This is a genomic window from Massilia sp. (assembly GCF_032106685.1).
Lineage (GTDB): Bacteria > Pseudomonadota > Gammaproteobacteria > Burkholderiales > Burkholderiaceae_D > Telluria.
Genome location: NZ_DAMCPG010000018.1, coordinates 20,158 through 44,888 on the forward strand (window position 1 = coordinate 20,158; position 24,731 = coordinate 44,888).

Consider the following 24,731-nt stretch of genomic DNA (forward strand, 5'->3'; position numbering starts at 1 on the left):
ACATGGGTCTTCAGTTTGGCGGAAGGTCGAACCATGCTGCTTACCGCACCCGATGAGACGCAAGTGATTGCCCGCGAACCATGGATACCGCGGCGCGCCGCTGTGTGCCTGCTCATTTGTTTCTGCCTGACCTGGTTCTACACGCTGGGCGCGCGCACGCTGGTGCCGAGCGACGAGGGGCGGTATGCGGAAATCGCCCGCGAAATGGCCGCCACAGGCGATTTCCTCACGCCCCACCTCAACGGCATCAAGTATTTCGGCAAGCCGCCGCTGCAGGCGTGGGCGACCGCGCTGGTCTTTTCCGTGTTCGGACTCGGGGAGTGGCAGGCACGTCTCTGGACGGGGCTGTGCGGACTGGCCGGCATCGCCATGGTCTACCTCGCCGGCAGCCGTTTGTACGGCAAGGGCACCGGCGTCACGGCGGCGCTGGTCCTGGGATCGAGTTTTTTCTGGGCCGGGGCAGCCCACGTCGCCTCCTACGACATGGGCCTGAGCGCGATGCTGACCTGCGCCTTGTGCGCGATGCTCATCGCGCAGCGCCCGGCCGCTTCCCCGCGCGCGCGGCGCAACTGGATGCTCGGCTACTGGGCCGCGATGGCGCTGGCGGTGCTGACAAAAGGCCTGGCCGGCGTCGTCCTGCCGGGCATGGTGCTGGTCCTGTACACGCTGGTGTCGCGCGACTGGCGCACTTGGCGGCGCCTGCACATCGCGCCCGGCCTGGCGCTGTTCCTGGCGATCGCCGCGCCGTGGTTCGTGTTGGTCTCGCTCGCCAATCCGGAGTTCCCGGCTTTCTTCTTCATCCGCGAGCACGTCGGCCGCTTCACCAGCGACGTACACAGCAGGGAAGCGCCCTGGCACTATTTCCTGCCCCTGCTGATCGTGGGCATAACGCCCTGGTTCGGCGTGCTCGCGCAAAGCCTGCGCCACGGCGTGCGCGTTCGCGCCGCCGGGTTCGACCCCGGCCGCTTCCTGGTGGTCTGGGCCGTAGCGATCTTCGTCTTCTTCAGCCTCTCGAACGCCAAGCTGCCGGCTTACATCCTGCCGATGTTTCCGGCGCTGGCGTTGCTGGTTGCCCGCTATCTCGACAGCGCGTCGCCCAGGGCGACGATCGTCGCCGCGGCGCCGGTCGCATTGCTGGGCGCGGCCGCCCTTGTTGTCCTGTGGTTCGCTCCCGCATGGATCGACAACGCGCCTGCATCGACGCCGGTGCGACGCGGGCAGGTGTACTGGATCACCGGGGCCGCCGTACTGCTCGCCTTGGGCGGCGCCGCCGCCGCATGGCTGGCGCGGCGCGCCCGCACATGGGCGTTGACGGTGCTCGCCGCGGCAGGCTTCCTGGCCGGCCAAGCGCTGATGCTCGGACATGAATCCCTGGGACGGGACAAGGCGGGCGTCGCCTACCTTGCGGCCATCCGCTCGGAAATCACGCCGCAAACGCCGATCTACGCAGTGGGACAATACGAATACGCGCTGCCGTTCTACCTCGGGCGCACATTGACCATGGTGCACAGGGCGGAAGACGCCATGCTGCTCGACCTGGAGCGGCGCCCGCATTTGTGGATAGCCAGGCTCGACACGTTTGTCGCGACATGGGAAGCCCAGCGCGCGCGCGGCATCAAGGCCATCGCCTTCGTGCGCCCGGACATCCATGCCGATCTGCAGCGGCGCGGGGTGCCGATGCGCGTGATCGGACAAGACGCGCGGCGCGTGATCGTCACGAACGATGTGACGGCGCAGCGGCCTTGAGGGCGGCTCAACGCCAGCCGTGCAATGCAATCCCGGCAAACCCCGCCCAGGCGCCAAGATCGCGCTCCAGCTCAGGCAGCAGCTTGCGCAGCTTGTCCTTGTCGCCATAAAAGCTGGTGGCGCTGCCATCGAGGATGCGCTCGCTGCTGAACCGGAACAGCGTCCCGGCCGCCGCTTTCGCCGGCTGGCGCAGCAGCACCAGCACCGGCGTTTCGCCGGCCTGGGCCAGCAGCAGTTCCCCGGCTTCGCCCGCGTCGGCCCGCACGTAGCGGCGCTGGCGCTCGGCGCCCACTTTTCCGGCTTCGAGCGCGATGTGCACGCGTTTATGGTGCACCGCCGCCCAGTCGAGGAAGGGCAGGGCGAAGCGGACAATCTCGTCGGGCGCGGTGCGGTAGTCCATCACCGCCAGGCCATCCGCGACGTTCGCCAGTCCTTCGAGCAGTTCGGACTTGTCCCACCACCAGAACGGCACGACGAATTCGAGCGGCATGTCGCCGGCCGCTTCGCGCAGGGCGCGCGCCATCGCCAGGTATTCCTGGTCGCGTTCGTTCGGGGGCAGCACCGCATCCGGCAGCAGGTAGGGTTCGACGTCGAACTGCATCGCGCGCAGGCGTTCTTCAGGCGCCGACGCGCGGTTGTAGGCGGCGAAGGCGCGGGCGCGGTCGGCGGTGGCGGCGCGGTGGTTCGGCAAGGCCATGTGCGGGTCGCCTTCGACGCTGGTGACCGCGATGCCGGCGGCGCTTGCCTTGCGCACGAAGGCGCGCAGTTGCTGCGGGTCGCGCACCCGGGGGCCGTCGAGCGTGACGACGATGAACAGTTCGCCGATGTTCTCACCCTTGGCCCAGGCCAGCAGGGCGTCGCCCTTGTCCATCCACTCGCCGCGGTCCCAGATCCAGGTCGAGCGTGGCGCCGGTTTGGCCGGCGCGACTGGTTCGAGCCGCAGCGCGTGCAGGTCCAGGGTAGCCGCCGTGGAAGGGCAGAGCAGCACGAACTGGCGCCAGTTTGCCCGGTCCAGCTGCGCCGGCAGGGGCAGGGCCACGCTGCGCGGCGTCTTCGTGGCCGCGAGGTCGCCGACCGTGTACGACGACTCGCGCGCGCTCGATGCGGCATCGGCGGCTTGCAGCGCGAAGTTGCCGTTGCCGGAAAAATCGGCGCCCAGTGCGAATGCACCGAGCGCGAGCTTCCACGGGCCGTCCAGCAGCACGCCCGCGGGCCGCGTGCCGGCGCGGCATTGCAGGCGCACTTCGCCGTCTCGCCGTTCGATGCTGACGCGCTCCTCGATCCCGAAGGGGCGCAGCTTCGCATCCGGCAGCAGGTTGGCACGCAGCGGCATCGTCGCGCGCCGCGGCGCGGCATTCGCGGGATCGGGCTGGGGGAGGTCGTGGCTGCCCGGCACGAAGCGCTTCTGGTCCGCCGGCCCGTAGAGCAGGATGGTGCGCGCCGGGCGTTCCCCCAGCGGCAGCGGGTACAGGGCGTCGACCTGGCTGGCGTCGACGCCGAGCGGCGTGGCGCTGCAGCCGGGCAGCGCCGGTTGCGCGCTGGCGACCACGACCAGGTCGCCCGGACCGGGCAGGGCGGCGCGCGGCGCGTCGGCCGGCGCCTGGGAAGCGGGACAGACCTGCAGCGAGGCCTCGTGCGTGGCAGTCATGGTCAGGAGCAGGGAGGCGAACAGCAGGGCTTTCATGAGGCGCTGCCCGGCGGCCGGGTGGAGCTCGTCTCGCCCGGCGGGCCGGCTGGCGGTGCGGCCTGGGCATGCGCATCCACCCCTACGCCCTTGCGCTTCATCGCGCCCCAGCTCGCTTCCTTCTGCACTGCCCAGCGCCACAGGCCGACCAGGCGCCACCAGGTGTTGAGCTGGCGGTAGCCAAGGTTCTCCAGGATCACGACCAGGCCCAGCAGCATCAGTTGCTTGCCCCGCGGGTAGAGGTGGAAGGACATCTCTTCCAGCATCAGGCCGGACGCCGACAGCAAAATGCCCAGGCCGAGGGCGACGAACAGGAAGGCGCCGAAGGCTGTCCAGGAAATCAGGCCGGTGAGGAAGGCATAGGCCATGAAGAGGTAGCCGCCCAGCTCGATCACCGGTCCCAGCCACTCGAAGAAGAGCATGAAGGGGAAGGCGATCCAGCCGGGGACGCCGCCGTTCTTCGAGAACATCAGGCCCCAGTTGGCGCTCAGGCTCTCGGCCAGGCCGCGCTGCCAGCGCACGCGCTGGTTCTTCAGCGTGGCCAGGTCTTCGGGGGCCTCGGTCCAGCAGACCGGATCGGGCACGAATTCGATGCGGTAGGGCTGGCGTTTGGCGCGCAGCGTGCGGTGCATGCGCACCACGAGTTCCATGTCTTCGCCGATGGTGTTGGGGCGGTAGCCGCCGGCCAGGACCACCGCGTCCTTGCGGAAGATGCCGAAGGCGCCGGAAATGATCAGCATGCCGTTCAGGGCCGACCAGCCGAGGCGGCCGAACAGGAAGGCGCGCAGGTATTCGACCACCTGGAACAGGGCGAGGGGGCTCTTCGGCAGGCCGACTTTCGTCAGGAAGCCGCCGCTGATCTCGCAGCCGTTGGCCACGCGCACGGTGCCGCCGGTGGCGACCACGGTGGGGTCGCGCAGGAATGGTTCGGTCACCTTAGCCAGGCTGTCGCGCTGCAGCACCGAGTCGGCGTCGACCCCGCAGAACAGTGGATAGCGCGAGGCGTTGATGCCGGCGTTGAGCGAGTCGGCCTTGCCGCCGTTGACCTTGTCGATCACGCGCACGTTCGGGTAGCGCGTCGAGCGGTAGATCTGGCGCACCTCCTTGGTCGGGATCTGGCGCCGGTACGCCTCGGGGAAGGGCAGCAGGGCGAATTCGCGCCGCAGCACCTCGAGCGTGCCGTCCTTCGAGCCGTCGTTGATGACGATGATCTCGAACTCGGCATAGGTCAGCTGCAGCATCGAGCGGATCGAGGCGGCGATCGTGGCCTCCTCGTTATACGCCGGCACCAGGATGCTGACCGGCGGCTCCAGGCCGGAATAGGCGCGCGGCAGCTCGCCGATGAAGGCTTCCTGGCCCTTGCGGTGGAGCGCGCGCAGCGAGAACAGGTTCAGCAGCAGGTAGCCGCCGTTGAGCAGCACGAAGAAGGCCAGCACGAACCAGGTGATGAAGGCGACCAGCAGGTTGTCGGTATTCATGCGGCCCCGCTTTCGGCCATCGCCTGCGACAGCATGTCGGCCGCGAAGCGGTCGGTGAGTCCGGCGCGCAGGCTTTCCAGTTCGGCGCGCGGCAGCGCCGGCAGTTCCAATAGCGCCTGGGCGGCGCGGTAGCGCACCCACCATTCGCGGTCGCCCAGCAGGGCGACCAGGCGCTCGGCGTCGGCCCGTTCGCCGACCCGGCCCAGGGCGCGCGCGGCCTGCACCCGCACCTGCCAGTCCGGATGCGCAAGCAGGGCGCGCACCTCGGCGATGGTTTCGGGCGTGCGCACGCTGCGCAGGGCGGCGATCACGACCGGCATCGCCTCGCTGCGCAGCGCCGCCGCCAGCAGGCCCGCCGGCAGCGCGGCGTTCAGGGCCTCGGCGATGCGCAGGCCGCGCGGCAGGCGCGCAGCGTCGAGACGGGGCAGGTGTTGCGCCAGCGCTTCGCCGGCCGCTTCGCCGGCCTGCTGCAGGATGCCGGCCGCCAGCGACAGCGCCCAGTCCTCGCGCGCGATGAAGAGCGGCACCATGTAGTCGCTGGCGGCCCGCGGATCGACCCGCACCAGCGCCCACAGCGCGGTCAGCGACATCGTGTCGTCGGGCAGCTCGGCCATGCGCATCAGGCCGTCCCAGGCCTGGCGGTCGCGCAAGTGGCCCAGCACCAGCGCCGCCAGCAGGCGCGCGGGGCGGGCGCCGCGGCCCAGCAGGGTGCGCGCGTAGGCGTCGATGCCGGCGCGGCGCGCGACCTCGTTCAGGGCCTCGCTGGCCTCCCCCCGCAGCGAGCCCTGCAGGTGCGCCCAGAGGCGCAGGAAGGGCAGGCGTTCGCTGGCGCGCAGCGGCGGCAGCGCGGCCGGGATCTCGCCGACGATGGCGGCGTTCAGCACCGGGCGCCAGCGCGCCAGCGCGCGCGCGTCGATGCGTTTGCGCCGGCGCAGGCTCATGCGCATCGCGATGATCTGCAGGCCGAGCAGCGCGGTCAGGAGCAGGGCGGCGAAACCGGTCCAGAGCGCGGCGGTGATGAAGACGTCGGCATGGGCGGCGCCGGCTGCGGGCAGGGCCTGCATGCTAGCTGCCCTCCGCGTGCCGGGGCATGCTCATGCGCCGGTCCTCAGGAAGCGGCGTACGCGGGCCAGCAGTTCCTGGGGCTGGAAGGGCTTGATGACGAAGTCGCTGGCGCCGGCGTCGAGCGCGCGCACGGTGTCGCGCTCGGTGTTCTTGGCGGTCAGCATCAGCACCGGCACGTCGCGCCAGGCCGGGCGCGAGCGGATCAGGCCGACGATCTCGAAGCCGTCGACATAGGGCAGCATCACGTCGAGCAGCACCAGGCCCGGCGCTTCGGCGGCGGCGATGTGGGCGCTGGCGGCGCGGCCATCGGCCAGGTGCACGACCCGGTAGCCCTGGCGCTCGAGCATGAAGCGCAGGACTTCGGCGATGTGTTGGTCGTCCTCCACAACGAGGACGGTCGGAGCGGCGGGCACGGTATTTTGCATGCGTTTAGGAAAGCGTAAAGACCGCTGCCATTATAGCGAAGCGTGCACCGCCAGGGGCCGGAGCGGCTGACAAAAGCCCATGGCGGCGTTGCATCGTCTCGCCCTACGCTCGTACTGTCTTCGACGATGCGCCTTGCCCTGGGACTTTATTCAGGCGCTCCTGGGTCGGCGCAGGGGATCGAGCAGCCCGCGCAGGGCGTTGTGGTCGAGCTCGTACATCAGGGCCAGCAGCTCGCCCAGTTCGCCGCGCGGAAATCCTTCGCGCGCGAACCAGCCCAGGTAGTGGCCGGGGAGGTCGGCGATCTTGTGGCCTTTGTATTTACCGTAGGGCATTTCGTGCGTCAGGAGCAGGGGCAGGTGTTCGGGTTTCATCGTGGACGCCACTTTAGCAAATCCGGGGAACGCGGTAGCATGAAGACGAAGTACTCGCTGGGAGAATGCCATGGACAAGGATTTCGACCTGGACCGCTTCGTCGCCGCGCAGGACCCGCTGTACTCCGACGTACTGGCCGAACTGCGCACCGGCCGCAAGCGCACGCACTGGATGTGGTTCGTCTTTCCGCAACTGCTGGGGCTGGGAAGCAGCGAAATGTCGCGCAAGTACGCGATCCGATCGAGCGACGAGGCCGCCGCCTATCTCGCCCATCCGGTGCTGGGGCCGCGCCTGCGCGAATGCGCGCGCCTGGTCGCCACCCATCCCGACATCGAGGTCAAGCAGATCTTCGACAGCCCCGACGACCGCAAATTCCATTCCTCGATGACGCTGTTCGCCGACGTCGCGCCCGACGAGGCCGTGTTCCAGACCTGCCTCGACATCTTCTTCGACGGCGAGTCGGACCCGGCGACGCTGGCGCGTTTGTAGGACGGACGGGGCCTCAGGAATTGAAGTCGATCCGTACCGGCATGCGCGGCGCCTGCCAGCGGTAGCGCGCGTCGAACACGTCCTGGCCCGGCTGGTCGCCCTGCCACTCGATCCCGAGCAGGTTGGTCAGGCTGTGGGCCAGCCAGTCGCCGCGCACCGGCAGGCTCAGGCTCGATCCGGGCGCGGTGTCCTGGTAGGAGCTCCAGACCATCAGCGGGATGCGGTAGCCGTCCGGCGTGGTGGCGCTGTGGCCGGCGCGGTCGATCGTGTGGCCGACTTCCTGGCCGTGGTCCGACAGGTAGACCCAGGTCTGCCTGCCCGGCGCATGGCGGCTCATGTCGAGCGTGGCGGCGACCGTCTGGTCGTGGTAGCGCACCGCCGAATCGTAGTCGTTGCGCAGTTCGCGCAGCCAGCCGGGGCGGCCTTCGCTGCGCAGGCGGGCGTCGACCAGGTCGGCCGCGTGGGCGAAGGGCTGCATGCCGGCCGGATGGCGCATGACGTAGTTCGGATGCAGGCCCAGCATGTGCAGCACGATCAGCTTGCGCGGGGCGCGGTCCGCCAGGGCCTTGCGCATCGCCGGCAGCAATTGCTCGTCGAGCGCCTCGGACGAGCGGCCCGGCTTGCGGTTCATGATCTCGACGGTGTCGGCCAGCAGCGCGTGTTCCTGCTCGATCGCCAGGTCGTTGTGGTTGCTGATCCACCAGGTGCGGTAGCCGGCCGCGCGCGCCAGCGCCAGCAGGTGCACGCGCTCGCGGTCGTCGGGCTTGCCGAAATAGAAAAGGTTGCGCAGGGCCGGCACGGTCGAGGCGTTCACCGACCAGGCGTGGCGGAACACTTCCATGCGCTCGCCCAGCTCGTGCTGGCGCGCGAACAGGGCCGGCGAGGTCGGGCGCGCGTAGCCGTAATTGCTCAGGTTGTTGCGGTTCACGCTTTCGCTGATCACCAGCACCAGGGTGTCCGGGCTGTCCTCGGCCAGGGTCGGGGCGAGCCCCTTCGCCGCGGCCAGCAGGCGCTGGCGCTGCTGGCCCAGTTCGCCCCATTGGCGGCGCAGGTCGCCGATATCCTGTACCCATTGGGCCCAGAACACGGCCGGATGGTGGCGCCGCCAGGGCTTGCTCACGAAAGCGCCCAGGATCAGGGCCAGCATCAGCACCGCGATCGCGATGCGCCAGCCGCGCGGCTCGGGCAGCTTCGGCGGCGCCTGCCACCACAGGCGGATGCCGGCCACCAGCACGGCCCCGCACAGGAAGGCGAACAGCGACCATTCGACCAGGTCGCGCCAGTACATGGCGACGAATTCGCGCGATTCGCCCGGGGTCGTGTTGGCGACGGCGCTGAGGACCATCGAGCTGTTCGGCAGCGCGTCGTAGGCGGACAACAGGAAGCCGCGCACCGCGCCGTCGAGCACGAAGGCGAGGCCCAGCGCCAGGCAGGCCAGGCCCTGGATGCGGCGCCGGCGCGCGCTGCGCATCGGCCACCACAGCCAGAACCAGCCGGGCAGGGCCAGCACCAGCACCTGCCAGGCGCGCGAGCCGGCATGGCCGGCGTGGATGGCGGCCAGCACGGCGAGGAAGGGCAGCAGCAGGGGCAGCGCCCGCCGCAGGCGGGCGGCAAGGCGCGACGCGCGTGTTACGCGCGGAATGCGGTCATCGACGCAGGATGTCATCGCCTGGAAGGAATCGTGGAAAAGGAGGAGGCGGCTGCTTCAAACCGGCGCTTGCGCCCGGAAAGGCGGGCAAGCGGCGGTATGGCTCAAGCGGAGTGCGACATGTTTCGAGTGTTTCATGCGGGCTCTTACCTCAGAAGTTCAACTGCGTGCGGTTCTACGACGTGCGTTTCTACTACGTACCGGGTCCGCGCCAGGCATCCTGCGCGCCGCAAGTGTATACCGTCGAGGCCGGCTTGTGCGTTCTGATCGGAAAATTTTTATGGCCGTGGTCAGCTTGTCATGCGCGCAGGCAGCACGCATGTTGTGCGTATAATCCGCGGGTAATCTGTCCACTCATTAAGAAACCAACAATTCATGGCTTCATCTTCCGATAACATCAGCATGGCGGTGTTTTGCGACTTCGAGAACGTCGCACTCGGCGTGCGCGATGCGAACTACGAGAAATTCGATATCAAGCCCGTCCTCGAACGGCTCCTGCTCAAGGGCAGCATCGTCGTCAAGAAAGCCTATTGCGACTGGGACCGCTACAAGGGGTTCAAGTCCACCATGCACGAAGCCAATTTCGAGCTGATCGAGATTCCCCACGTGCGCCAGTCCGGCAAGAACTCGGCCGACATCCGCCTGGTCGTCGACGCGCTCGACCTGTGCTATACGAAGTCGCACGTGAACACCTTCGTCATCATCAGCGGCGACTCCGATTTTTCGCCCCTGGTGTCGAAGCTGCGCGAGAACGCCAAGCAAGTGATCGGCGTCGGCGTGAAGCAGTCCACCTCCGACCTGCTGGTGGCAAATTGCGACGAATTCATCTTTTATGACGACCTGGTGCGCGAAGTGCGCCGCGCGGCCGCCAAGCGCAAGGAAGAACTCGATGCGCGCAAGGCCCAGCCGCAATCGAAGCGACCCAGCAACGACAAGCGCAAGGAAGAGCTGGAAGCGCGCAAGGTGCAGGCCCTGGAAATGGTGGTCGAGACCTTCGACGCCCTGGTCTCCGAACGCGGCGACACCGGCAAGATCTGGGCCTCGCTGCTGAAGGACACCCTCAAGCGCCGCCGTCCGGAATTCTCCGAGGTGTATTACGGTTTCCGCACCTTCGGCAACCTGCTCGAGGAAGCGCAGGTGCGCGGCCTGTTCGAATTCGGCCGCGACGAGAAGTCCGGCACCTATGTCTACCGCAGCGCCGCCCCGGCCGTGCTGGCGGAACCGGCGCCGCTCGAGACCGCGCTGCTGGACGCCTCGGCTGCCGAGCCGGCCGAAGCGCAGGCGGCGCCGGCGCTCGAAGAAGGCCGTGCCGAGGGCCGCCGCCGTGGCGGCCGCGGCCGCAAGGGAACGCAGCGCGCCGAGACGCCGGTCGTGGCCGTGACCCCGGACGAGCTGGGCGAGATGGAAGCGGCCGTGCCGCAGGCCCTGGATGCCCAGGCCCAGCCGTCGGCCGAGGCGGCGCCCGAGGACGGCGCGGCGGCGGCCGACGCCGTGGCCGCCGTGGTGGAGAATGCGCCCGCCGATGCCGCCGCGCCCGAGGCGCCGCCGGCGCCGCAGAAGGAACGCCGCCGCACGCCGCGCAAGCCGGCCGCCAAGAAAGCCGCTGCCGTTGCCCAGGGCGACGCCGCCGCCGCCGAACTGGCGCCGCTCGGCGCTCCGGCCGAGGCTGCTGCTCCTGCCGCTCCTGCCGCTCCCGCCGCGCTGCCGCCCGCCGAGGGTGCCGCCGCCGAAGCACTGGGCGCACTGGTGCCGGAAGCAGGTTTCCCGCCAATCGGCGAAAATGAGGACAACGCTGCCGACGAGGGCGCGACTGGCGAGCCGGGCGACGACAAGCCCGCGCGCAAGAAGACCGCCAAGCCCGCCCACAAGGCGCCGGCACGCAAGCCGGCCGCGCGCAGCCGCCGTCCGGCCAAGCCGAAGACTGCGGACAACGCGTAAGGCGGCAGTAGCAGGACAGCAGCAGTCGTACAGCAGCAGGGCGCCAGGGCCGGCGTCCCGGCGCCGCAGCCCTCGGGCTGCGCGCGCCGGGCAGCTGGCCGCGGCCGGCGAATGCGCCGGTCCCTGTGCGGCCGGCAGTGCTCAACCGTTGTGAAAGGAAAGCCATGCGTGTCCTTGCCGGTGTGCTCGTCTCCTTCCTCGTGGCCGCCCCCTGCGCCTCGGCTGCGCCACCGGCGCCGGCCTCCAACCATCCCATCCTCGGCATCTGGAAGCTGTCGCTGCCCGACCTGCGCTGCTCCGAGGTCTACCGCTTCCGCGGCGACGGCACCACCCTCGTCACCAGCGCGGAAGAGGTGTCCGAGAGCGAATTCAGCATTCCCGACAAGCCCAGCGCGAAGGGCTTCTACAAGCTCGAGGACCGCATCGTCAAGGACAACGGCAAGAAGGATTGCGCCGGCGCGATCATGAAGGTCGGCACGCGCGCGACCAATTTCGTGCGCTTCCATCCCTCGGGGGAATTGTTCCTGATGTGCAGCGACGAGTCGATGGAGGCGTGCATCGGGCCGTTCGAGCGGGTGGAGGGCGAGGAGGCTTGACGCTTTTGTAGGGTAGGTTCTCGAACCCACGCGGTATCATCGCTTGCGTGTACGCGGCGTCGAATTCAATTCGTCATGCCCGTCGCTCTTCTTTGCTTGCGTCGCCGCTGATCAACCGCTCTACCGCGTGGGTTCGAGAACCCACCCTACGAAAGGAAAGGCGCAGCACCACCTTCCGAAAGGCGCAGCACCACCTTCCACGCCGTCAATACGGCCAATCCTTTGGTGACCTGCCGTCCGTTCTCAGTTATATTGCTGGGCGAAACGACAACACCTCGGATTTTGCATGTCACCGGTTCTTCTGTTCTGCATCCTCATCGGCTATTTCGCGCTCCTGCTCGGCGTGGCCTGGGCCACCTCCCGCAACGCCAACAACGACAGCTTCTTCATCGGCAACAAAAGCAGCAACTGGATGCTGGTCGCCTTCGGCATGGTCGGCACCACGCTCTCGGGCGCGACCTTCATCAGCGTGCCGGGCAACGTCGGCGCCGACGCCTTCGGCTACGGCCAGATCCTGATCGGCTACGTGATCGGCTACATCGCCGTTGCCTACATCCTGCTGCCGCTGTACTACCGCCTGCAACTGACCTCGATCTACCACTACCTGGACGTGCGCCTGGGACGGCGCGCCTACCAGAGCGGCGCCGGGTTCTTCATCGTCTCGCGCCTGCTCGGCTCGACCGCGCGGCTCTACCTGGTCGTGAACATCCTGCAGGCGATCATCCTCGACAGCCTGGGCATCCCGTTCTGGCTGACCACCCTGGTCATCCTCGGCATGATCCTGATGTACACCTACCAGGGCGGCGTGAAGACCATCGTCTGGACCGATACCCTGCAGACCACCTGCATGCTGTTCGGCCTGTTCGCCTGCGTCTGGTTCCTGCTCGACCAGATGGGCATGTCGATGACGGAAAGCCTGAACGCGATGCAGTCGCAGGGCCTGGCGCGCATCTTCACGATGGACGTCGACAGCCCGAATTTCTGGCTCAAGCAGATCGTCGCCGGCATCTTCATCGTGCTGACCATGACCGGCATGGACCAGGAAATGATGCAGAAGACGATCTCGGTGAAGACCCTGAAGGATTCGCAGAAGAACCTGCTGAGCCTGACCGCGGTGCTGGTGGTCGTCCTGTCCGCCTTCCTGTTCCTGGGCGGCCTGCTGTACCTGTACGCGCCGACGGTCGGCGTCGCGGCCACCGGCGACAAGATCTTCCCGGCGGTCGTCATGGGCCATTTGCCGGCAGCGGTACAGATCATCTTTTTGATTGCCCTGGTCTCGGCGCTGTTCCCGAGCGCGGACGGCGCGATCACGGCGCTCACCTCCACCTTCTGCATCGACATCCTCGGCATCAAGCGTCGCGCCGACCTGTCCGTCGAAGCGCAGGAAAAGCTGCGCCGCCGCGTGCACCTCGGCTTCGCCGGCCTGTTCCTGCTGCTGGTGATGGGCTTCAAGTGGATCGACGAACCGAGCATGATCGTCATCATCCTGAAGCTGGCCGCGTATACCTATGGCCCGCTGCTCGGCCTGTTCGCCTTCGGCATGCTGACCAAACGTACCCTGGCGGACCGCCTGGTGCCCTACGTGACCATCGGCGCCCCGATTCTTTGTGCGCTTCTTGAGCACTATCAACAGTATCTGTTGGGCAATTATCGCCTTGGCCTTGAACTGTTGATCCTCAATGGCATACTCGTATTCGCCGGCCTGTTCGCGATCTCCCGCCGGGAGACCGTGGACAAGGTGGCGGTCACGGCCTGACGTCCCGAGCGCATCACGTTCCAACCTTTTAGCGGAGTTCCGATGTCCTTCAAGCCCTTGTCTTCCCTGCGCCGCGGTATCGGCATGCTCTGGCGCGGCCTCGACGCCACCCGCCGCTTCGTGCTGAACATGTTGTTCCTGCTGATCCTGATCGTGTTCCTGGTGGCGCTGTTCGGCGGCGGCGCCAAGCCTTTGCAGGACAAGACGGCGCTGGTGCTGGAACTGCGCGGCGACCTGGCCGAGCAGACCACCGGCAGTGTCGGCGACCAGCTGTTGTCGAACATCGGCGGCGAAACGCGCCGCACCATCCAGCTGCGCGACCTCCTGACCGTGCTCGACGCCGCCGCCAAGGACGAGAAGATCGGCAGCGTGGTGCTGATGCTCGACGAGCTCGACGGCGGCGGCCTGGCCATGCTGCGCGAGGTCGGCGCCGCCATCGACCGCGTGAAGGCGGCCGGCAAGCGCGTGGTGGCCTGGGGCGGCATGTACGACCAGAAGCGCTACCTGCTGGCCTCGCACGCCAACGAAATCTACGTGCACCCGATGGGCATGGTGCTGATCGAAGGTTTCGGACGCAACCGCAACTACTACCGCGACGCCCTCGACAAGCTGGGCGTGACCGTCAACCTGATCAAGGTCGGCACTTACAAGAGCGCGGCCGAGCCCTTCATCGCGAACGGTCCTTCGCAGGCGGCGCTCGAGGCGGACGCCTACCTGTACGGCGCGCTGTGGCAGAACTACACCGCGATGGTCGAGAAGAACCGCAAGCTGGAAGCCGGCGCCGTGGCGCGCGGCATCGAGCAGCTGCCGCAGTTGATGGAAGCGGCCGGCGGCAGCGCCGCCCAGGTCGCGCGCAACCTGAAGCTGGTCGACGGCATCAAGACCAAGGACGAAGTGCGCGCGATGATGATCCAGCGCGGCGCCTTCGACGCGTCGATCGAATCCTTCCGCCAGGTGTCCTACCATGATTACCTGCAGCGCCATCCGCAGAAACCCTTCGGCGACGCGGTCGGCGTGATCGTCGCGGCCGGCGAGATCACCGACGGGCAGGGCGGCCCGGGCGTGATCGGCGGCGTCTCGACCGCCAACCAGATCCGCCGCGCGCGCGAGGACGACCAGATCAAGGCCGTGGTGCTGCGCGTCGATTCCCCCGGCGGCAGCGCCTACGGCTCCGAGCTGATCCGGCGCGAACTGGAACTGACGCGCGCCGCCGGCAAGCCGGTCGTGGTCTCGATGGGCAACGTGGCCGCCTCGGGCGGCTACTGGATGTCGATGGCGGCCGACGAAGTCATCGCCGATCCGGCCACCATCACCGGCTCGATCGGCGTGTTCGCCATCCTGCCGACCGCCGACCGCGTGGCCGACAAGATCGGCGTGCGCACCGGCGGCTACACCACCACCTGGCTGGCCGACGCCTACAACCCGCTGCGCCCGATGGACCCGCGCTTCGGCCAGCTGGTCCAGGCCAGCATCAACAACGTCTACAGGGAGTTCACCACCAAGGCGGCGGTCGCGCGCAAGACCACCGCGGCGAAGATCGACGAGGTGGGCCAGGGCCGCGTCTGGACCGGCGCCCAGGCCAAGGAGCGCGGCCTGGTCGATACCCTCGGCAGCTACGGCGACGCGCTGCGTTCGGCCGCGAAGCGCGCCAAGCTGGGCGAGGACTTCCGCGTCGCCTACATCGAGCGTCCCGGCTCGAAGTTCGAGCGCTTCCTGGAATTGATGGGCGCCTCGACCCAGACCGCCGTCAACATCCAGGTCAAGCTGGGCATGCTGCCGGACGCGCTGCCCGGGGGCGCGGTGGCCGGCGTGGCCAAGGACCTGGGCTGGCTGAACGAGCTGGCCGACGGCAAGAAGCCGTTCGCCGCCGTCACCCACTGCCTGTGCGAACTGCCGTGATGACGCCGGCACGGGCTTGAGCATGGTGTGAATTTGTAACCGCTGTTACATACCAAGGAACGGGCGCTGGGCAACCAGCGCCCGTTTTTCTTTTACTTATTTCTCTAACTGCGGCTAAGTTCTTCCTATGGTGTAAATCGATGTAAAGGGGAGGCCGCGACGCAGGTTGGCGGCGTATTTCTGGACCCGGCGCTATGTACGTTACGAAACATATCTGGCCGCTGCCCCATGTTACATTCCGAGCTGATTACTTGTGCATTTGTCAGCAGTTCAGTTCGGTCAACAAGGATGAGCATGGATTCTCCCGTATCCCCCAACAAGACTTCCACCACCCCGCCGCGGACCAGGCGCGGCCGGATCGTCGGCAGCATCGTCGCGGTCCTGGCCATGGCGGCGCTGGGCGCGCTGGCCTGGTACCTGACGCACCGCGCGCCGGCAGGCGCGGGCGGTCCGGGCGCGGCGGGCGCGGCGGGCGGCAGGCCGGGCGCCGCAGCCGGTTCCGCCGCGGGCGGGCCGGGCAGGGGAGGCGGGCGCGGTATGCCGGCCACCACGGTGGGCGTGGCCACCGCCGAACAGGCCGACATCCCGGTCATGTTCGACGCGCTCGGCACAGTGGTGCCGGCGGCGGTCGCCACCGTGCGCCCCCAGGTCTCGGGCGTGCTGCAGAAGATCCACTTCACCGAAGGCCAGCAGGTGAAGGCCGGCCAGGTGCTGGCCACCATCGATCCGCGCACCTTCGAGATCTCGGTGCTCCAGGCCACCGGCCAGCGCCAGCGCGACGAAGCCCAGCTGGAAAGCGCGCGCCTGACCCTGTCGCGCTACCGGACCCTGCTGGAGCAGGACTCGATCGCGCGCCAGGAAGTCGACACCCAGGCGGCCCTGGTCAAGCAACTGGAAGGCACGGTCACCACCGACCGCGCGGCCGAGAACCAGGCGCGCCTGAACCTGAGCTACACCCAGGTCAAGGCGCCGATCGCCGGCCGCGTCGGCCTGCGCACGGTCGACATCGGCAACCTGGTGGGCAGCGGCGACGCCAACGGCATCGCCGTCATCACTCAGTTCTCGCCGATCGACGTCGAATTCGCGGTGCCTCAGGACCAGGTGCCGGAACTGCAGCGCCGCATCGCCCAGAACGCGACGCTGCCGGCCACGGCGCTCGACCGCACCCGCAGCAACGAACTGGCGCAGGGCCGCTTCGCCGCGCTCGACAACCAGGTCGACGTCCAGACCGGCACGGTGCGCGCCAAGGCGCGTTTCGAGAACGCCGACAGCAAACTCTTCCCGAGCCAGTTCGTGAACCTGCGCCTGCGGGTGCGCACCATCGAGGACGCGGTCGTGGTCCCGGTGAACGCCCTGCGCCACGGCGCCGACGGCGACTTCGTGTTCGTGCTGAACGAGCAGCAGAAGACGGTGTCGATGCGCCCCGTGAAGCGCGGCCAGGCGACGGTGGACCGGGTCCAGGTAACCGAGGGCCTCAAGCCCGGCGAGCGCGTGATCACCGAAGGCGCGGACCGCCTGAAGGATGGGGCGAAGGTGACGCTGCCGGGCGAGCGGCCGCAGGGCGCGCAGGGCGCACAAGGCCAGCGTCGCCAGCGTGAAGGAAGCGCGCAATGAGGATCGTCGTAGGGTGGGCGGCTTCGCCGCCCACGCGTTCAACGAACGTGTGCGCGAACGGATGCGTATGTGTGCAGGCGACGTTTGTTAATGATGTAGCGCCCGTATTCGCCACAGCGTTGTCCCGCGTCCAATCGATCGCCGGTTGGACGCGTGGGCGGGATACCCGCCCACCCTACGAGGTGCTGCCATGAGCCCGTCCGGCCCCTTCATCCGCCGTCCGGTCGCCACGGCCCTCTTGATGCTGGCGATCGTGCTGGCCGGCATGGTCGGCTACCGCTTCCTGCCGCTGTCGGCGCTGCCGCAGGTCGATTTCCCGACCATCCAGGTGCAGACCCTGTATCCAGGCGCCAGCCCGGAGGTGATGTCGCGCACCGTGACCGCGCCGCTGGAGCGCCAGTTCGGCCAGATGGCCGGATTGACGCGCATGAGTTCGACCAGCGCCGCCGGGGTCTCGGTGATCACGCTGCAGTTCGGCCTCGGGCAGACGCTGGACGTCGCCGAGCAGGAAGTGCAGGCGGCGATCAATGCCGGCGGCTCGCTGCTGCCGGCCGACCTGCCGGCGCCGCCGGTCTACGCCAAGGTCAACCCGGCCGACGCGCCGGTGCTGACGCTGGCGATCACCTCCGATACGATTCCCCTGACCGAGGTCCAGAACCTGGTCAACACGCGCCTGGCGCTGAAGATCAGCCAGGTCTCGGGCGTGGGCCTGGTCACGCTCTCGGGCGGCCAGCGCCCCGCCGTGCGCATCCAGGCCGACACCGAAGCCCTGGCCTCCTACGGCCTGGGCCTGGATTCGCTGCGCACCGCGATCACGGCCGCCAACGCCAACAGCGCCAAGGGCAGCTTCGACGGCCCGACGCGCGCCTATGCGATCAACGCCAACGACCAGTTGCTCACTGTCCCCGATTACAAGAACCTGATCGTCGCCTATCGCAATGGTGCGCCCGTGCGCCTCGAGAACGTGGCGAAAGTGGTCGACAGCGCCGAGAACGTGCGCCTGGGCGCCTGGGCCAACCTGAAGCCGGCGATCATCCTGAACGTGCAGCGCCAGCCGGGCGCCAACGTGATCGCCACGGTCGATGCGATCAAGGAGCGCCTGCCCGAGCTGCAGGCGAGCCTGCCGGCCTCGCTGCAGCTGACCGTGCTGAGCGACCGCACCACCGGCATCCGCGCCTCGGTCGAGCACGTGCAGATCGAGCTGCTGCTGGCCGTGGTGCTGGTGGTGCTGGTGATCTTCGCCTTCCTGCACAGCGTGCGCGCCACCGTGATCGCCAGCCTCGCCGTGCCGATCTCGCTGATCGGATCGTTTGGCGTGATGTACCTGCTCGGGTACAGCCTGAATAATCTTTCGCTGATGGCGCTGACGATTGCCACCGGCTTCGTGGTCGACGACGCCATCGTCATGATCGAGAACATCGCCCGCTACATCGAGGAGGGCGAAAAGCCGATGGCGGCGGCGATCAAGGGCGCGGCCCAGATCGGCTTCACCATCATCTCGCTGACGGTCTCGCTGATCGCGGTGCTGATCCCGCTGCTGTTCATGGGCGACGTGGTCGGCCGCCTGTTCCGCGAGTTCGCGGTGACGCTTGCCATCACCATCCTGATCTCGGGCGTGGTGTCGCTGACCCTGGTGCCGATGATGTCGGCGCGCTGGCTGCGCAGCCACGAAGAGGAAAAGCCGGGCAAGTTCGCGCGCAAGACCCAGGCCTTTTTCGACCGCGTGATCGCCAAGTACGACCGCGGCCTGGACTGGGTGCTGGCGCGCCAGGGGCTGACGCTGATTGTCGCGCTGGCCACGCTCGCGCTCACGGCCCTGCTGTGGGTGGTGATCCCAAAAGGCCTGTTCCCGACCCAGGACACGGGCCAGCTCCAGGCGCGGGTGGAAGCGCGCCAGGCGATTTCCTACAGCGCCATGGCCGAGCTGCAGCAACGGGCCGCCAAGGCCATCCTCGAGGATCCGGACGTGGCGTCGTTGGCCTCCAATGTCGGCGTCGATGCGGCCAACAACACCATGCTCCATACCGGCACCATGCTGATCAACCTGAAGCGCGACCGCAGCTCCGATCCGGACGAGCTGATGCAGCGCCTGAGGAACCGCGTCGCCCAGGTGCCCGGCGTGACGCTCTACCTGCAGCCGACCCAGGACCTGACCATCGACGCCGAGACCGGCCCGACCCAGTACCGCGTCTCGCTCGAAGGCGCCGACAACGCCACTGTCGTCGAGTGGGCGAAGAAGCTGGTCGCCCGCATGCAGCAGCAGAAGCAGCTGCGCAACGTGACCACCGACGCCGGCGCGGTCGGCGCGGCGGCCGTGGTCCACATCGACCGCGACACCGCCTCGCGCCTGAACATCACCGCCTCCGCCATCGACGACGCCCTGTACAGCGCCTTTGGCCAGCGCATCGTCTCGACCATCTTCACCGAGACCAACCAGTACCGCGTGATCCTGGAAGCGCAGCAGGACGAGGCGATGTCGCTGGCGGCGCTCGGCCGCCTGCAGCTGCGCACCGGTTCCGGCGAGCCGACCCCGCTGTCGGCGGTGGCCACCATCCGCGAGGAAGAGGCGCCGCTGCAGGTCACCCACGTGGCGCAGTACCCTGCGACCACCATCGGCTTCGACACGGCGGCCGGCACCTCGCTCGGCCAGGCAGTCGACGCGATCCGCGCCGCCGCCGAGGACATCAAGCTGCCGGCCTCGGTGACCCTGACCTTCCTCGGCGCGTCCGGCGCGTATGAAAACTCGCTGTCGAACCAGCTGTGGCTGATCCTGGCGGCGGTGGTCTGCGTCTACATCGTCCTGGGCGTGCTCTACGAGAGCTACATCCATCCGCTGACGATCCTGTCGACGCTGCCCTCGGCCGGCGTCGGCGCGCTGCTGGCGCTGTGGATCACCGGGCAGGGCCTGGGCGTGATCGGCATCATCGGCATCATCCTCCTGATCGGCATCGTGAAAAAGAACGCGATCATGATGATCGACTTCGCGATCGAGGCCGAGCGCGACGAAGGCAAGACCCCGCTCGAGGCGATCCGCCAGGCCGCGCTGCTGCGCTTCCGTCCGATCCTGATGACGACCCTGGCCGCGCTGTTCGCCGCCGTCCCGCTGATGTTCGGCTGGGGCGAGGGCGCCGAGCTGCGGCGGCCGCTGGGCCTGGCCATCTTCGGCGGCCTGATCGTCAGCCAGCTGCTGACCCTGTTCACCACGCCGGTGATCTACCTGGCATTCGACCGCACGGCGCGCCGCTGGAGCGGGAAGGCGCCGTCGAAACCGAAAGAGGCGGGCGCATGAACTTGTCGAAGCCCTTCGTCCAGCGCCCGATCGCGACCGTCCTGCTGACGCTCGGGCTGGCGCTGGCGGGGATTGCCGCCTTCTTCGTGCTGCCGGTCTCGCCGCTGCCGCAGGTCGACTTCCCCGCGATCTCGGTGTCGGCATCCTTGCCGGGCGCGAGCCCCGAGACCATGGCCAGCAGCGTCGCCACGCCGCTCGAGCGGCGCCTGGGCGTGATCGCGGGCGTCAACGAGATGACCTCGAACTCAGGCAACGGTTCGGCGCGCATCAACCTGCAGTTCGAGCTGAACCGCAAGATCGACTCGGCCGCGCGCGAGGTGCAGGCCGCCATCAACGCCGCGCGCGCCGACCTGCCGGCCACGCTGCGCAGCAACCCGACCTACCGCAAGGTCAATCCCTCCGACGCGCCTGTGATCATCCTGGCGCTCACCTCGAAAACGAGGACGCCCGGCCAGATCTACGACGCGGTCTCGAACATCGTCCAGCAGCGCCTGGCCCAGGTGCCGGGCGTGGGCGAGGTCGAGATCGGCGGCGGCTCGCTTCCGGCGGTGCGCGTCGAACTCAATCCCTACGCGCTGAACCGCCTTGGCGTTTCGGCCGAGGACGTGCGCGCGGCGATCCAGTCGAGCAACCCGAACCGCCCGAAAGGCGTCATCGAGGGCGGCGGCAAGCGCCTGCAGATCTATTCGCAGGCCGACACGCCGACGGATGGCCGCACGGCCGCCGACTACCGCGGCCTGGTGGTGGCCTGGCGTAACGGCGCGGCGGTGCGCCTCTCCGATGTGGCAGACGTCATCGACGGCCCGGAGAACATCAATACCCTGGGCCTGTTCAACGGCGAGCCGGCGGTGATCGTGCTGATCACGCGCCAGCCGGCGGCGAACGTGATCGAGACGGTCGACGGCGTGCGCGCGCTGCTGCCCTCGCTGCAGGCCCAGCTGCCGGGCGACATCACCCTGCAGGTGGCGTCGGACCGCACCAATTCGATCCGCTCGTCGCTGCACGAGATCGAGTTCACGCTCCTTGTTTCGATCCTGCTGGTGGTGCTGGTGGTCAGCGTGTTCCTGCGTAGCGTGCGCGCCACCGTGATCCCGGCGGTGGCGACCGTGGTCTCGCTGCTGGGCACCTTCGGCGTCATGTGGCTGCTCGGCTTCAGCCTGAACAACCTGTCGCTGATGGCGCTGACGGTGGCCACCGGCTTCGTGGTCGACGACGCAATCGTGGTGCTGGAAAACACCGCGCGCCACGTCGAGAAGGGCATGGACCGCATGGAGGCCGCGCTGCTCGGCGCGCGCGAAGTCGGCTTCACCGTGCTCTCCATCAGCCTGTCGCTGGTGGCGGTGTTCATTCCGCTGCTGTTCATGGGCGGGCAGGTCGGGCGCCTGTTCCGCGAGTTCGCGGTCACGCTGTCCGCGGCGGTGATGATCTCGCTGGTGATCTCGCTCACCACCACGCCCATGATGTGCGCCTGGCTGCTCAAGAAAGGCCACACCATCGAGCGCCCCCAGGGCCGGTTGTCGCGCTGGGCCGAGGGCGGCTTCGACTGGCTGCTGCGCGTCTACGAGCGCGCGCTCGACTGGGCGCTGGCCAGCCGCGCGCTGGTGATGCTGATCCTGGTGTTCGTGATCGGCCTGAACGTCTACCTGTTTTCCGCGGCGCCGAAAGGCTTCTTCCCGCAGCAGGACACGGGCCAGATCAGCGGCGGCATCCGCGCCGACCAGAGCATCTCCTTCCAGGCCATGCAGGCCAAGATGCGCCAGCTGGTGAACATCATCAAGGACGATCCGGCGGTCGACACCGTGGTCGGCTTTACCGGCGGCGGGCGCGCCGGCGGCGGCTTCATGTTCATCAACCTGAAGCCGGCGTCCGAACGGACGGACAAGGGCCAGGCGGTGATTGCGCGCCTGCGTCCGCAGCTGGCGAAGGTCACCGGCGTGTCGCTGTTCCTGAACCCGGTGCAGGACCTGCGCATGGGCGGGCGCTCCAGCAACTCCACTTACCAGTACACGCTGAAAAGCGACAGCAGCCAGGACCTGAAGGAGTGGGCGTCGAAACTGGCCGACGCCATGAAACGCCAGCCGGCCCTGGTCGACGTCGACACCGACCAGGCCGAGAACGGCGTCGAGATGTTCGTCACCATCGACAAGCAAAGCGCGGCGCGCCTGGGGATCAGCACGCGCGACGTCGACAATGCGCTGTACAACAACTTCGGCCAGCGCCAGGTCGCCAACATCTACGACGAGTTGAACCAGTACCACGTGATCATGGGCGTGGCCCAGCGCTATGCGCAGTCGCCGCAAGCGCTGAACGACGTGTACGTGCCGGCGCGCGCCGGCGGCGGCTCCGGCGCCACCGGCGCCACCGCTTCGGCCGGCACGACGACGTCGACCGCCGCCGGCGCCGCCATGACCGGCAACGGCGCCCCGGCCCCGGCTTCCACGCTCAGCGCCACGCGCGACGCTTCCAGCGGTGCGGCCCTGTCCACCAGCGCGTCGACCATGGTGCCGCTGTCGGCGATTGCCAGCTTCGCCGAGAGCGCGACGCCCACGTCCGTCAACCACCAGGACGGCGAGCTGGCGACCACGGTGTCCTTCAACCTGGCCGAAGGCTACAACCTGTCCGACGGCCAGGCCGCCGTGCGCCAGGCCGAGGCCGACATCGCCATGCCGGCCAACGTGCGCGGCAGCTTCGAAGGCACGGCGCGCGCCGCCCAGGAATCGAACAAGGAGCAGCCGCTCCTGATCCTGGCGGCCATCGTCGTGATCTACATCGTGCTCGGCATCCTATACGAAAGCCTGGTGCACCCGATCACCGTGCTCTCGACCCTGCCGTCGGCCGGCGTCGGCGCGGTGCTGGCCCTGCTGCTGTTCAACATGGAGTTTTCGATCATCGCCCTGATTGGCGTCTTCCTCCTGATCGGCATCGTCAAGAAGAACGCGATCCTGATCATCGACTTCGCGCTGGAGGCGGAGCGGGCGCACGGCTGGACCGCGGTGGAAGCGGTGCGCGAAGCCTGCCTGCTGCGCTTCCGCCCGATCCTGATGACCACCCTGGCCGCCGCGCTCGGCGCGCTGCCGCTGGCGATCGGCTTCGGCGAGGGTTCCGAGCTGCGCCAGCCGCTGGGCATCGCCATCATCGGCGGCCTGATCGCGAGCCAGTTGCTGACCTTGCTCACCACGCCGGTGGTCTACGTCCTGATGGACAAGCTGCGCCGCCGCACGCCCGGCGAGCGCGAGCTGAGCCGCCACGCGCTCGAGGACGATCAGGCCGTCCCGTCACCATCGAAATGAGAGTGTTTATGTATGCAACGACGCCAATCCGACTGACCCTGCTTGCCTTGGCTGCGGCCCTTGCCGGCTGCAGCGTCGCTCCCGCCTACCAGGTGCCCACCACGCCGCAACCGGCGGCGTTCAAGGAATTGGCCGGCTGGGTGCCCGCCGCGCCAGGCGACGCGCTCGAACGGGGTCCGTGGTGGCAGCTGTTCGACGACCCCGTCCTGAACGAACTGGCGAGCGCGGTCGAGGTCTCGAACCAGAACGTGGCCCAAGCGGCCGCCAACTACGCCCAGGCGCGCGCCCTGGTGCGGCAGGAACGCGCGGCCCTGTTCCCCTCGCTGAACCTGCAGCTGAGCGCCGACCGCGCCGGGGTGCGCGGGCAGGGCGCGCAGAATGCGTATCGCCTGAACCTGGGCGGCAGCTGGGAGTCCGACGTCTGGGGCCGCCTGCGCGCCGGCGTCACCAGCGCCCAGGCCAATGCCGAGGCCAGCGCGGCGGACCTCGCCAGCGCGCGCCTGTCGGCCCAGGGCGAGCTGGCCGCCAACTATTTCGCGGTGCGCCAGCTCGACATCGCGCGCAAGCTGCTGGCGGACACCATCGCCGGCTACGAGCGGGTGTTCACGATCACGCAGAACCGCTTCAAGGTCGGCATTGTCGCCCGCACCGACGTGCTGCAGGCCCAGACCCAGCTGGCGAACGCCCGCAACGACGAACTGGGCCTAGTGCGCCAGCGCGCCCAGTTCGAGCACGCCATCGCCATCCTGCTCGGCAAGGCGCCCAGCGACTTCGCGCTGGCGCCGCAGCCGCAGTGGCGCCCGACCGTGCCCGAGGTGCCGGTGGGCGTGCCGTCCACCCTGCTGCAGCGCCGCCCCGACATCGCCGCCGCCGAACGCGACGTGGCCGCCGCGAACGCGGAAATCGGCATCGCGCGCTCGGCCTATTTCCCGAACATCGGCCTGTCGGCATCCGGCGCCACGGCCGGCGCCAGTTTCTCCGATTTGTTCTCGGTGTCGAACGCGGCCTGGTCCTTCGGCCTGTCGGCCGCGCAGTCGATCTTCAATGCCGGCGCCACCCGCGCCAGCGTCGCCGGCGCCGAGGCGCGCCACCAGGCGGCGGTGGCGCGCTATCGCCAGACCGTGCTGAACGCCTTCGCCGACGTCGAGGACCAGCTGGTCGCCACCCGCGTGCTGGCCGAACAGCAGGCCCTGCGCCGCGAAGCGTCGGAAGCGGCCGACCTGGTCGAGCAGCAGATCCTGAACCGCTACAAGGCGGGGCAGGTGAGCTATACGGAAGTGGTGCAGGCCCAGGTCACGGCCCTGAATGCGCGCCGCTCCCTGGTGCAGTCGCAGTCCGACCGCCAGACGGTGGCGGTGGCGCTGATCCAGGCCATGGGTGGCGGCTGGCACGCGGGTGGGCAGACGGCCCAGCCTTGAAAGAGGGGACTTTGTTCCCACCT

The 24,731-nt window shown here is 68.5% G+C and carries 16 protein-coding genes; 10 read left to right on the plus strand and 6 right to left on the minus strand.

Going from position 1 to position 24,731, the window contains the following annotated elements:
* Positions 1–33 precede the first annotated feature (33 nt).
* Positions 34–1,746, plus strand: coding sequence for a glycosyltransferase family 39 protein (locus RT688_RS12075; protein WP_313705123.1), 1,713 nt, complete (start codon positions 34–36; stop codon positions 1,744–1,746).
* A 7-nt stretch (positions 1,747–1,753) separates the two neighbouring features.
* Here RT688_RS12075 and RT688_RS12080 read toward each other — a convergent pair whose 3' ends face one another.
* From RT688_RS12080 to RT688_RS12100, 5 genes are all read right to left on the minus strand, one after another.
* Entirely contained in the window at positions 1,754–3,430 is a 1,677-nt protein-coding gene (locus RT688_RS12080; RefSeq protein ID WP_313705124.1) for a hypothetical protein, read from the minus strand.
* The gene (locus RT688_RS12085) at positions 3,427–4,908 is read right to left on the minus strand and encodes a glycosyltransferase (RefSeq protein WP_313705125.1); all 1,482 of its coding nucleotides are present in this window, start codon (positions 4,906–4,908) and stop codon (positions 3,427–3,429) included. The genes RT688_RS12080 and RT688_RS12085 overlap by 4 nt, the downstream gene beginning before the upstream one ends.
* Positions 4,905–5,972 (minus strand): HEAT repeat domain-containing protein, encoded by a 1,068-nt coding sequence (locus tag RT688_RS12090; protein ID WP_313705126.1) that lies wholly within the window; start codon positions 5,970–5,972, stop codon positions 4,905–4,907. Before RT688_RS12090 ends, RT688_RS12085 begins: the two co-directional genes overlap by 4 nt.
* Before the next feature lie 30 nt (positions 5,973–6,002).
* Entirely contained in the window at positions 6,003–6,386 is a 384-nt protein-coding gene (locus tag RT688_RS12095) for a response regulator transcription factor (protein WP_313705127.1), read from the minus strand.
* Between the two features lie 162 nt (positions 6,387–6,548).
* A complete protein-coding gene (locus RT688_RS12100) occupies positions 6,549–6,770 on the minus strand; it encodes a DUF3820 family protein (protein WP_313705128.1) in 222 nt (73 codons plus the stop codon).
* 70 nt (positions 6,771–6,840) lie between these two features.
* Here RT688_RS12100 and RT688_RS12105 point away from each other — a divergent pair, with 70 nt between their 5' ends.
* The gene (locus tag RT688_RS12105; protein WP_313705129.1) at positions 6,841–7,260 is read left to right on the plus strand and encodes a DUF1810 domain-containing protein; all 420 of its coding nucleotides are present in this window, start codon (positions 6,841–6,843) and stop codon (positions 7,258–7,260) included.
* Positions 7,261–7,273: 13 nt separating this feature from the next.
* On the opposite strand, the gene RT688_RS12110 is transcribed toward RT688_RS12105, so the two are convergent.
* Positions 7,274–8,926 (minus strand): phosphoethanolamine transferase, encoded by a 1,653-nt coding sequence (locus RT688_RS12110; protein ID WP_313705130.1) that lies wholly within the window; start codon positions 8,924–8,926, stop codon positions 7,274–7,276.
* Between the two features lie 357 nt (positions 8,927–9,283).
* Between RT688_RS12110 and RT688_RS12115 the strand changes: the two genes are divergently transcribed.
* The 8 genes from RT688_RS12115 to RT688_RS12150 all read left to right on the plus strand — a co-directional run bounded on the left by RT688_RS12115 (position 9,284) and on the right by RT688_RS12150 (position 24,708).
* Positions 9,284–10,846 (plus strand): NYN domain-containing protein, encoded by a 1,563-nt coding sequence (locus tag RT688_RS12115; protein WP_313705131.1) that lies wholly within the window; start codon positions 9,284–9,286, stop codon positions 10,844–10,846.
* Between the two features lie 164 nt (positions 10,847–11,010).
* Positions 11,011–11,442 carry a hypothetical protein gene (locus RT688_RS12120; protein WP_313705132.1) on the plus strand — a complete coding sequence of 144 codons (432 nt, stop codon included), beginning with the start codon at positions 11,011–11,013 and terminating at the stop codon, positions 11,440–11,442.
* Between the two features lie 286 nt (positions 11,443–11,728).
* Positions 11,729–13,198 carry a sodium:solute symporter gene (locus tag RT688_RS12125; RefSeq protein WP_313705133.1) on the plus strand — a complete coding sequence of 490 codons (1,470 nt, stop codon included), beginning with the start codon at positions 11,729–11,731 and terminating at the stop codon, positions 13,196–13,198.
* A 42-nt stretch (positions 13,199–13,240) separates the two neighbouring features.
* Positions 13,241–15,097, plus strand: coding sequence for a signal peptide peptidase SppA (gene sppA, locus RT688_RS12130; protein ID WP_313705134.1), 1,857 nt, complete (start codon positions 13,241–13,243; stop codon positions 15,095–15,097).
* Between the two features lie 294 nt (positions 15,098–15,391).
* Entirely contained in the window at positions 15,392–16,711 is a 1,320-nt protein-coding gene (locus RT688_RS12135; RefSeq protein WP_313705135.1) for an efflux RND transporter periplasmic adaptor subunit, read from the plus strand.
* A gap of 190 nt (positions 16,712–16,901) precedes the next feature.
* Complete coding sequence (locus RT688_RS12140) at positions 16,902–20,000, plus strand: efflux RND transporter permease subunit (RefSeq protein WP_313705136.1); 3,099 nt, start codon at positions 16,902–16,904, stop codon at positions 19,998–20,000.
* On the plus strand, positions 19,997–23,290 hold the full coding sequence (locus RT688_RS12145; protein WP_313705137.1) for an efflux RND transporter permease subunit: 3,294 nt from the start codon (positions 19,997–19,999) through the stop codon (positions 23,288–23,290). Before RT688_RS12140 ends, RT688_RS12145 begins: the two co-directional genes overlap by 4 nt.
* A gap of 8 nt (positions 23,291–23,298) precedes the next feature.
* Positions 23,299–24,708, plus strand: coding sequence for an efflux transporter outer membrane subunit (locus tag RT688_RS12150; RefSeq protein WP_313705138.1), 1,410 nt, complete (start codon positions 23,299–23,301; stop codon positions 24,706–24,708).
* Positions 24,709–24,731: the final 23 nt, after the last annotated feature.

Coding starts and splice junctions, on each gene's coding strand:
- RT688_RS12110 (WP_313705130.1), bottom strand. CDS start 8,926: ATGACATCCTGCGTCGATGACCGCATTCCGCGCGTAACACGCGCGTCG.
- RT688_RS12150 (WP_313705138.1), top strand. CDS start 23,299: ATGTATGCAACGACGCCAATCCGACTGACCCTGCTTGCCTTGGCTGCG.
- RT688_RS12115 (WP_313705131.1), top strand. CDS start 9,284: ATGGCTTCATCTTCCGATAACATCAGCATGGCGGTGTTTTGCGACTTC.
- RT688_RS12140 (WP_313705136.1), top strand. CDS start 16,902: ATGAGCCCGTCCGGCCCCTTCATCCGCCGTCCGGTCGCCACGGCCCTC.
- RT688_RS12125 (WP_313705133.1), top strand. CDS start 11,729: ATGTCACCGGTTCTTCTGTTCTGCATCCTCATCGGCTATTTCGCGCTC.
- RT688_RS12145 (WP_313705137.1), top strand. CDS start 19,997: ATGAACTTGTCGAAGCCCTTCGTCCAGCGCCCGATCGCGACCGTCCTG.
- RT688_RS12135 (WP_313705135.1), top strand. CDS start 15,392: ATGGATTCTCCCGTATCCCCCAACAAGACTTCCACCACCCCGCCGCGG.
- RT688_RS12090 (WP_313705126.1), bottom strand. CDS start 5,972: ATGCAGGCCCTGCCCGCAGCCGGCGCCGCCCATGCCGACGTCTTCATC.
- RT688_RS12100 (WP_313705128.1), bottom strand. CDS start 6,770: ATGAAACCCGAACACCTGCCCCTGCTCCTGACGCACGAAATGCCCTAC.
- RT688_RS12080 (WP_313705124.1), bottom strand. CDS start 3,430: ATGAAAGCCCTGCTGTTCGCCTCCCTGCTCCTGACCATGACTGCCACG.
- RT688_RS12075 (WP_313705123.1), top strand. CDS start 34: ATGCTGCTTACCGCACCCGATGAGACGCAAGTGATTGCCCGCGAACCA.
- RT688_RS12085 (WP_313705125.1), bottom strand. CDS start 4,908: ATGAATACCGACAACCTGCTGGTCGCCTTCATCACCTGGTTCGTGCTG.
- RT688_RS12105 (WP_313705129.1), top strand. CDS start 6,841: ATGGACAAGGATTTCGACCTGGACCGCTTCGTCGCCGCGCAGGACCCG.
- sppA (WP_313705134.1), top strand. CDS start 13,241: ATGTCCTTCAAGCCCTTGTCTTCCCTGCGCCGCGGTATCGGCATGCTC.
- RT688_RS12120 (WP_313705132.1), top strand. CDS start 11,011: ATGCGTGTCCTTGCCGGTGTGCTCGTCTCCTTCCTCGTGGCCGCCCCC.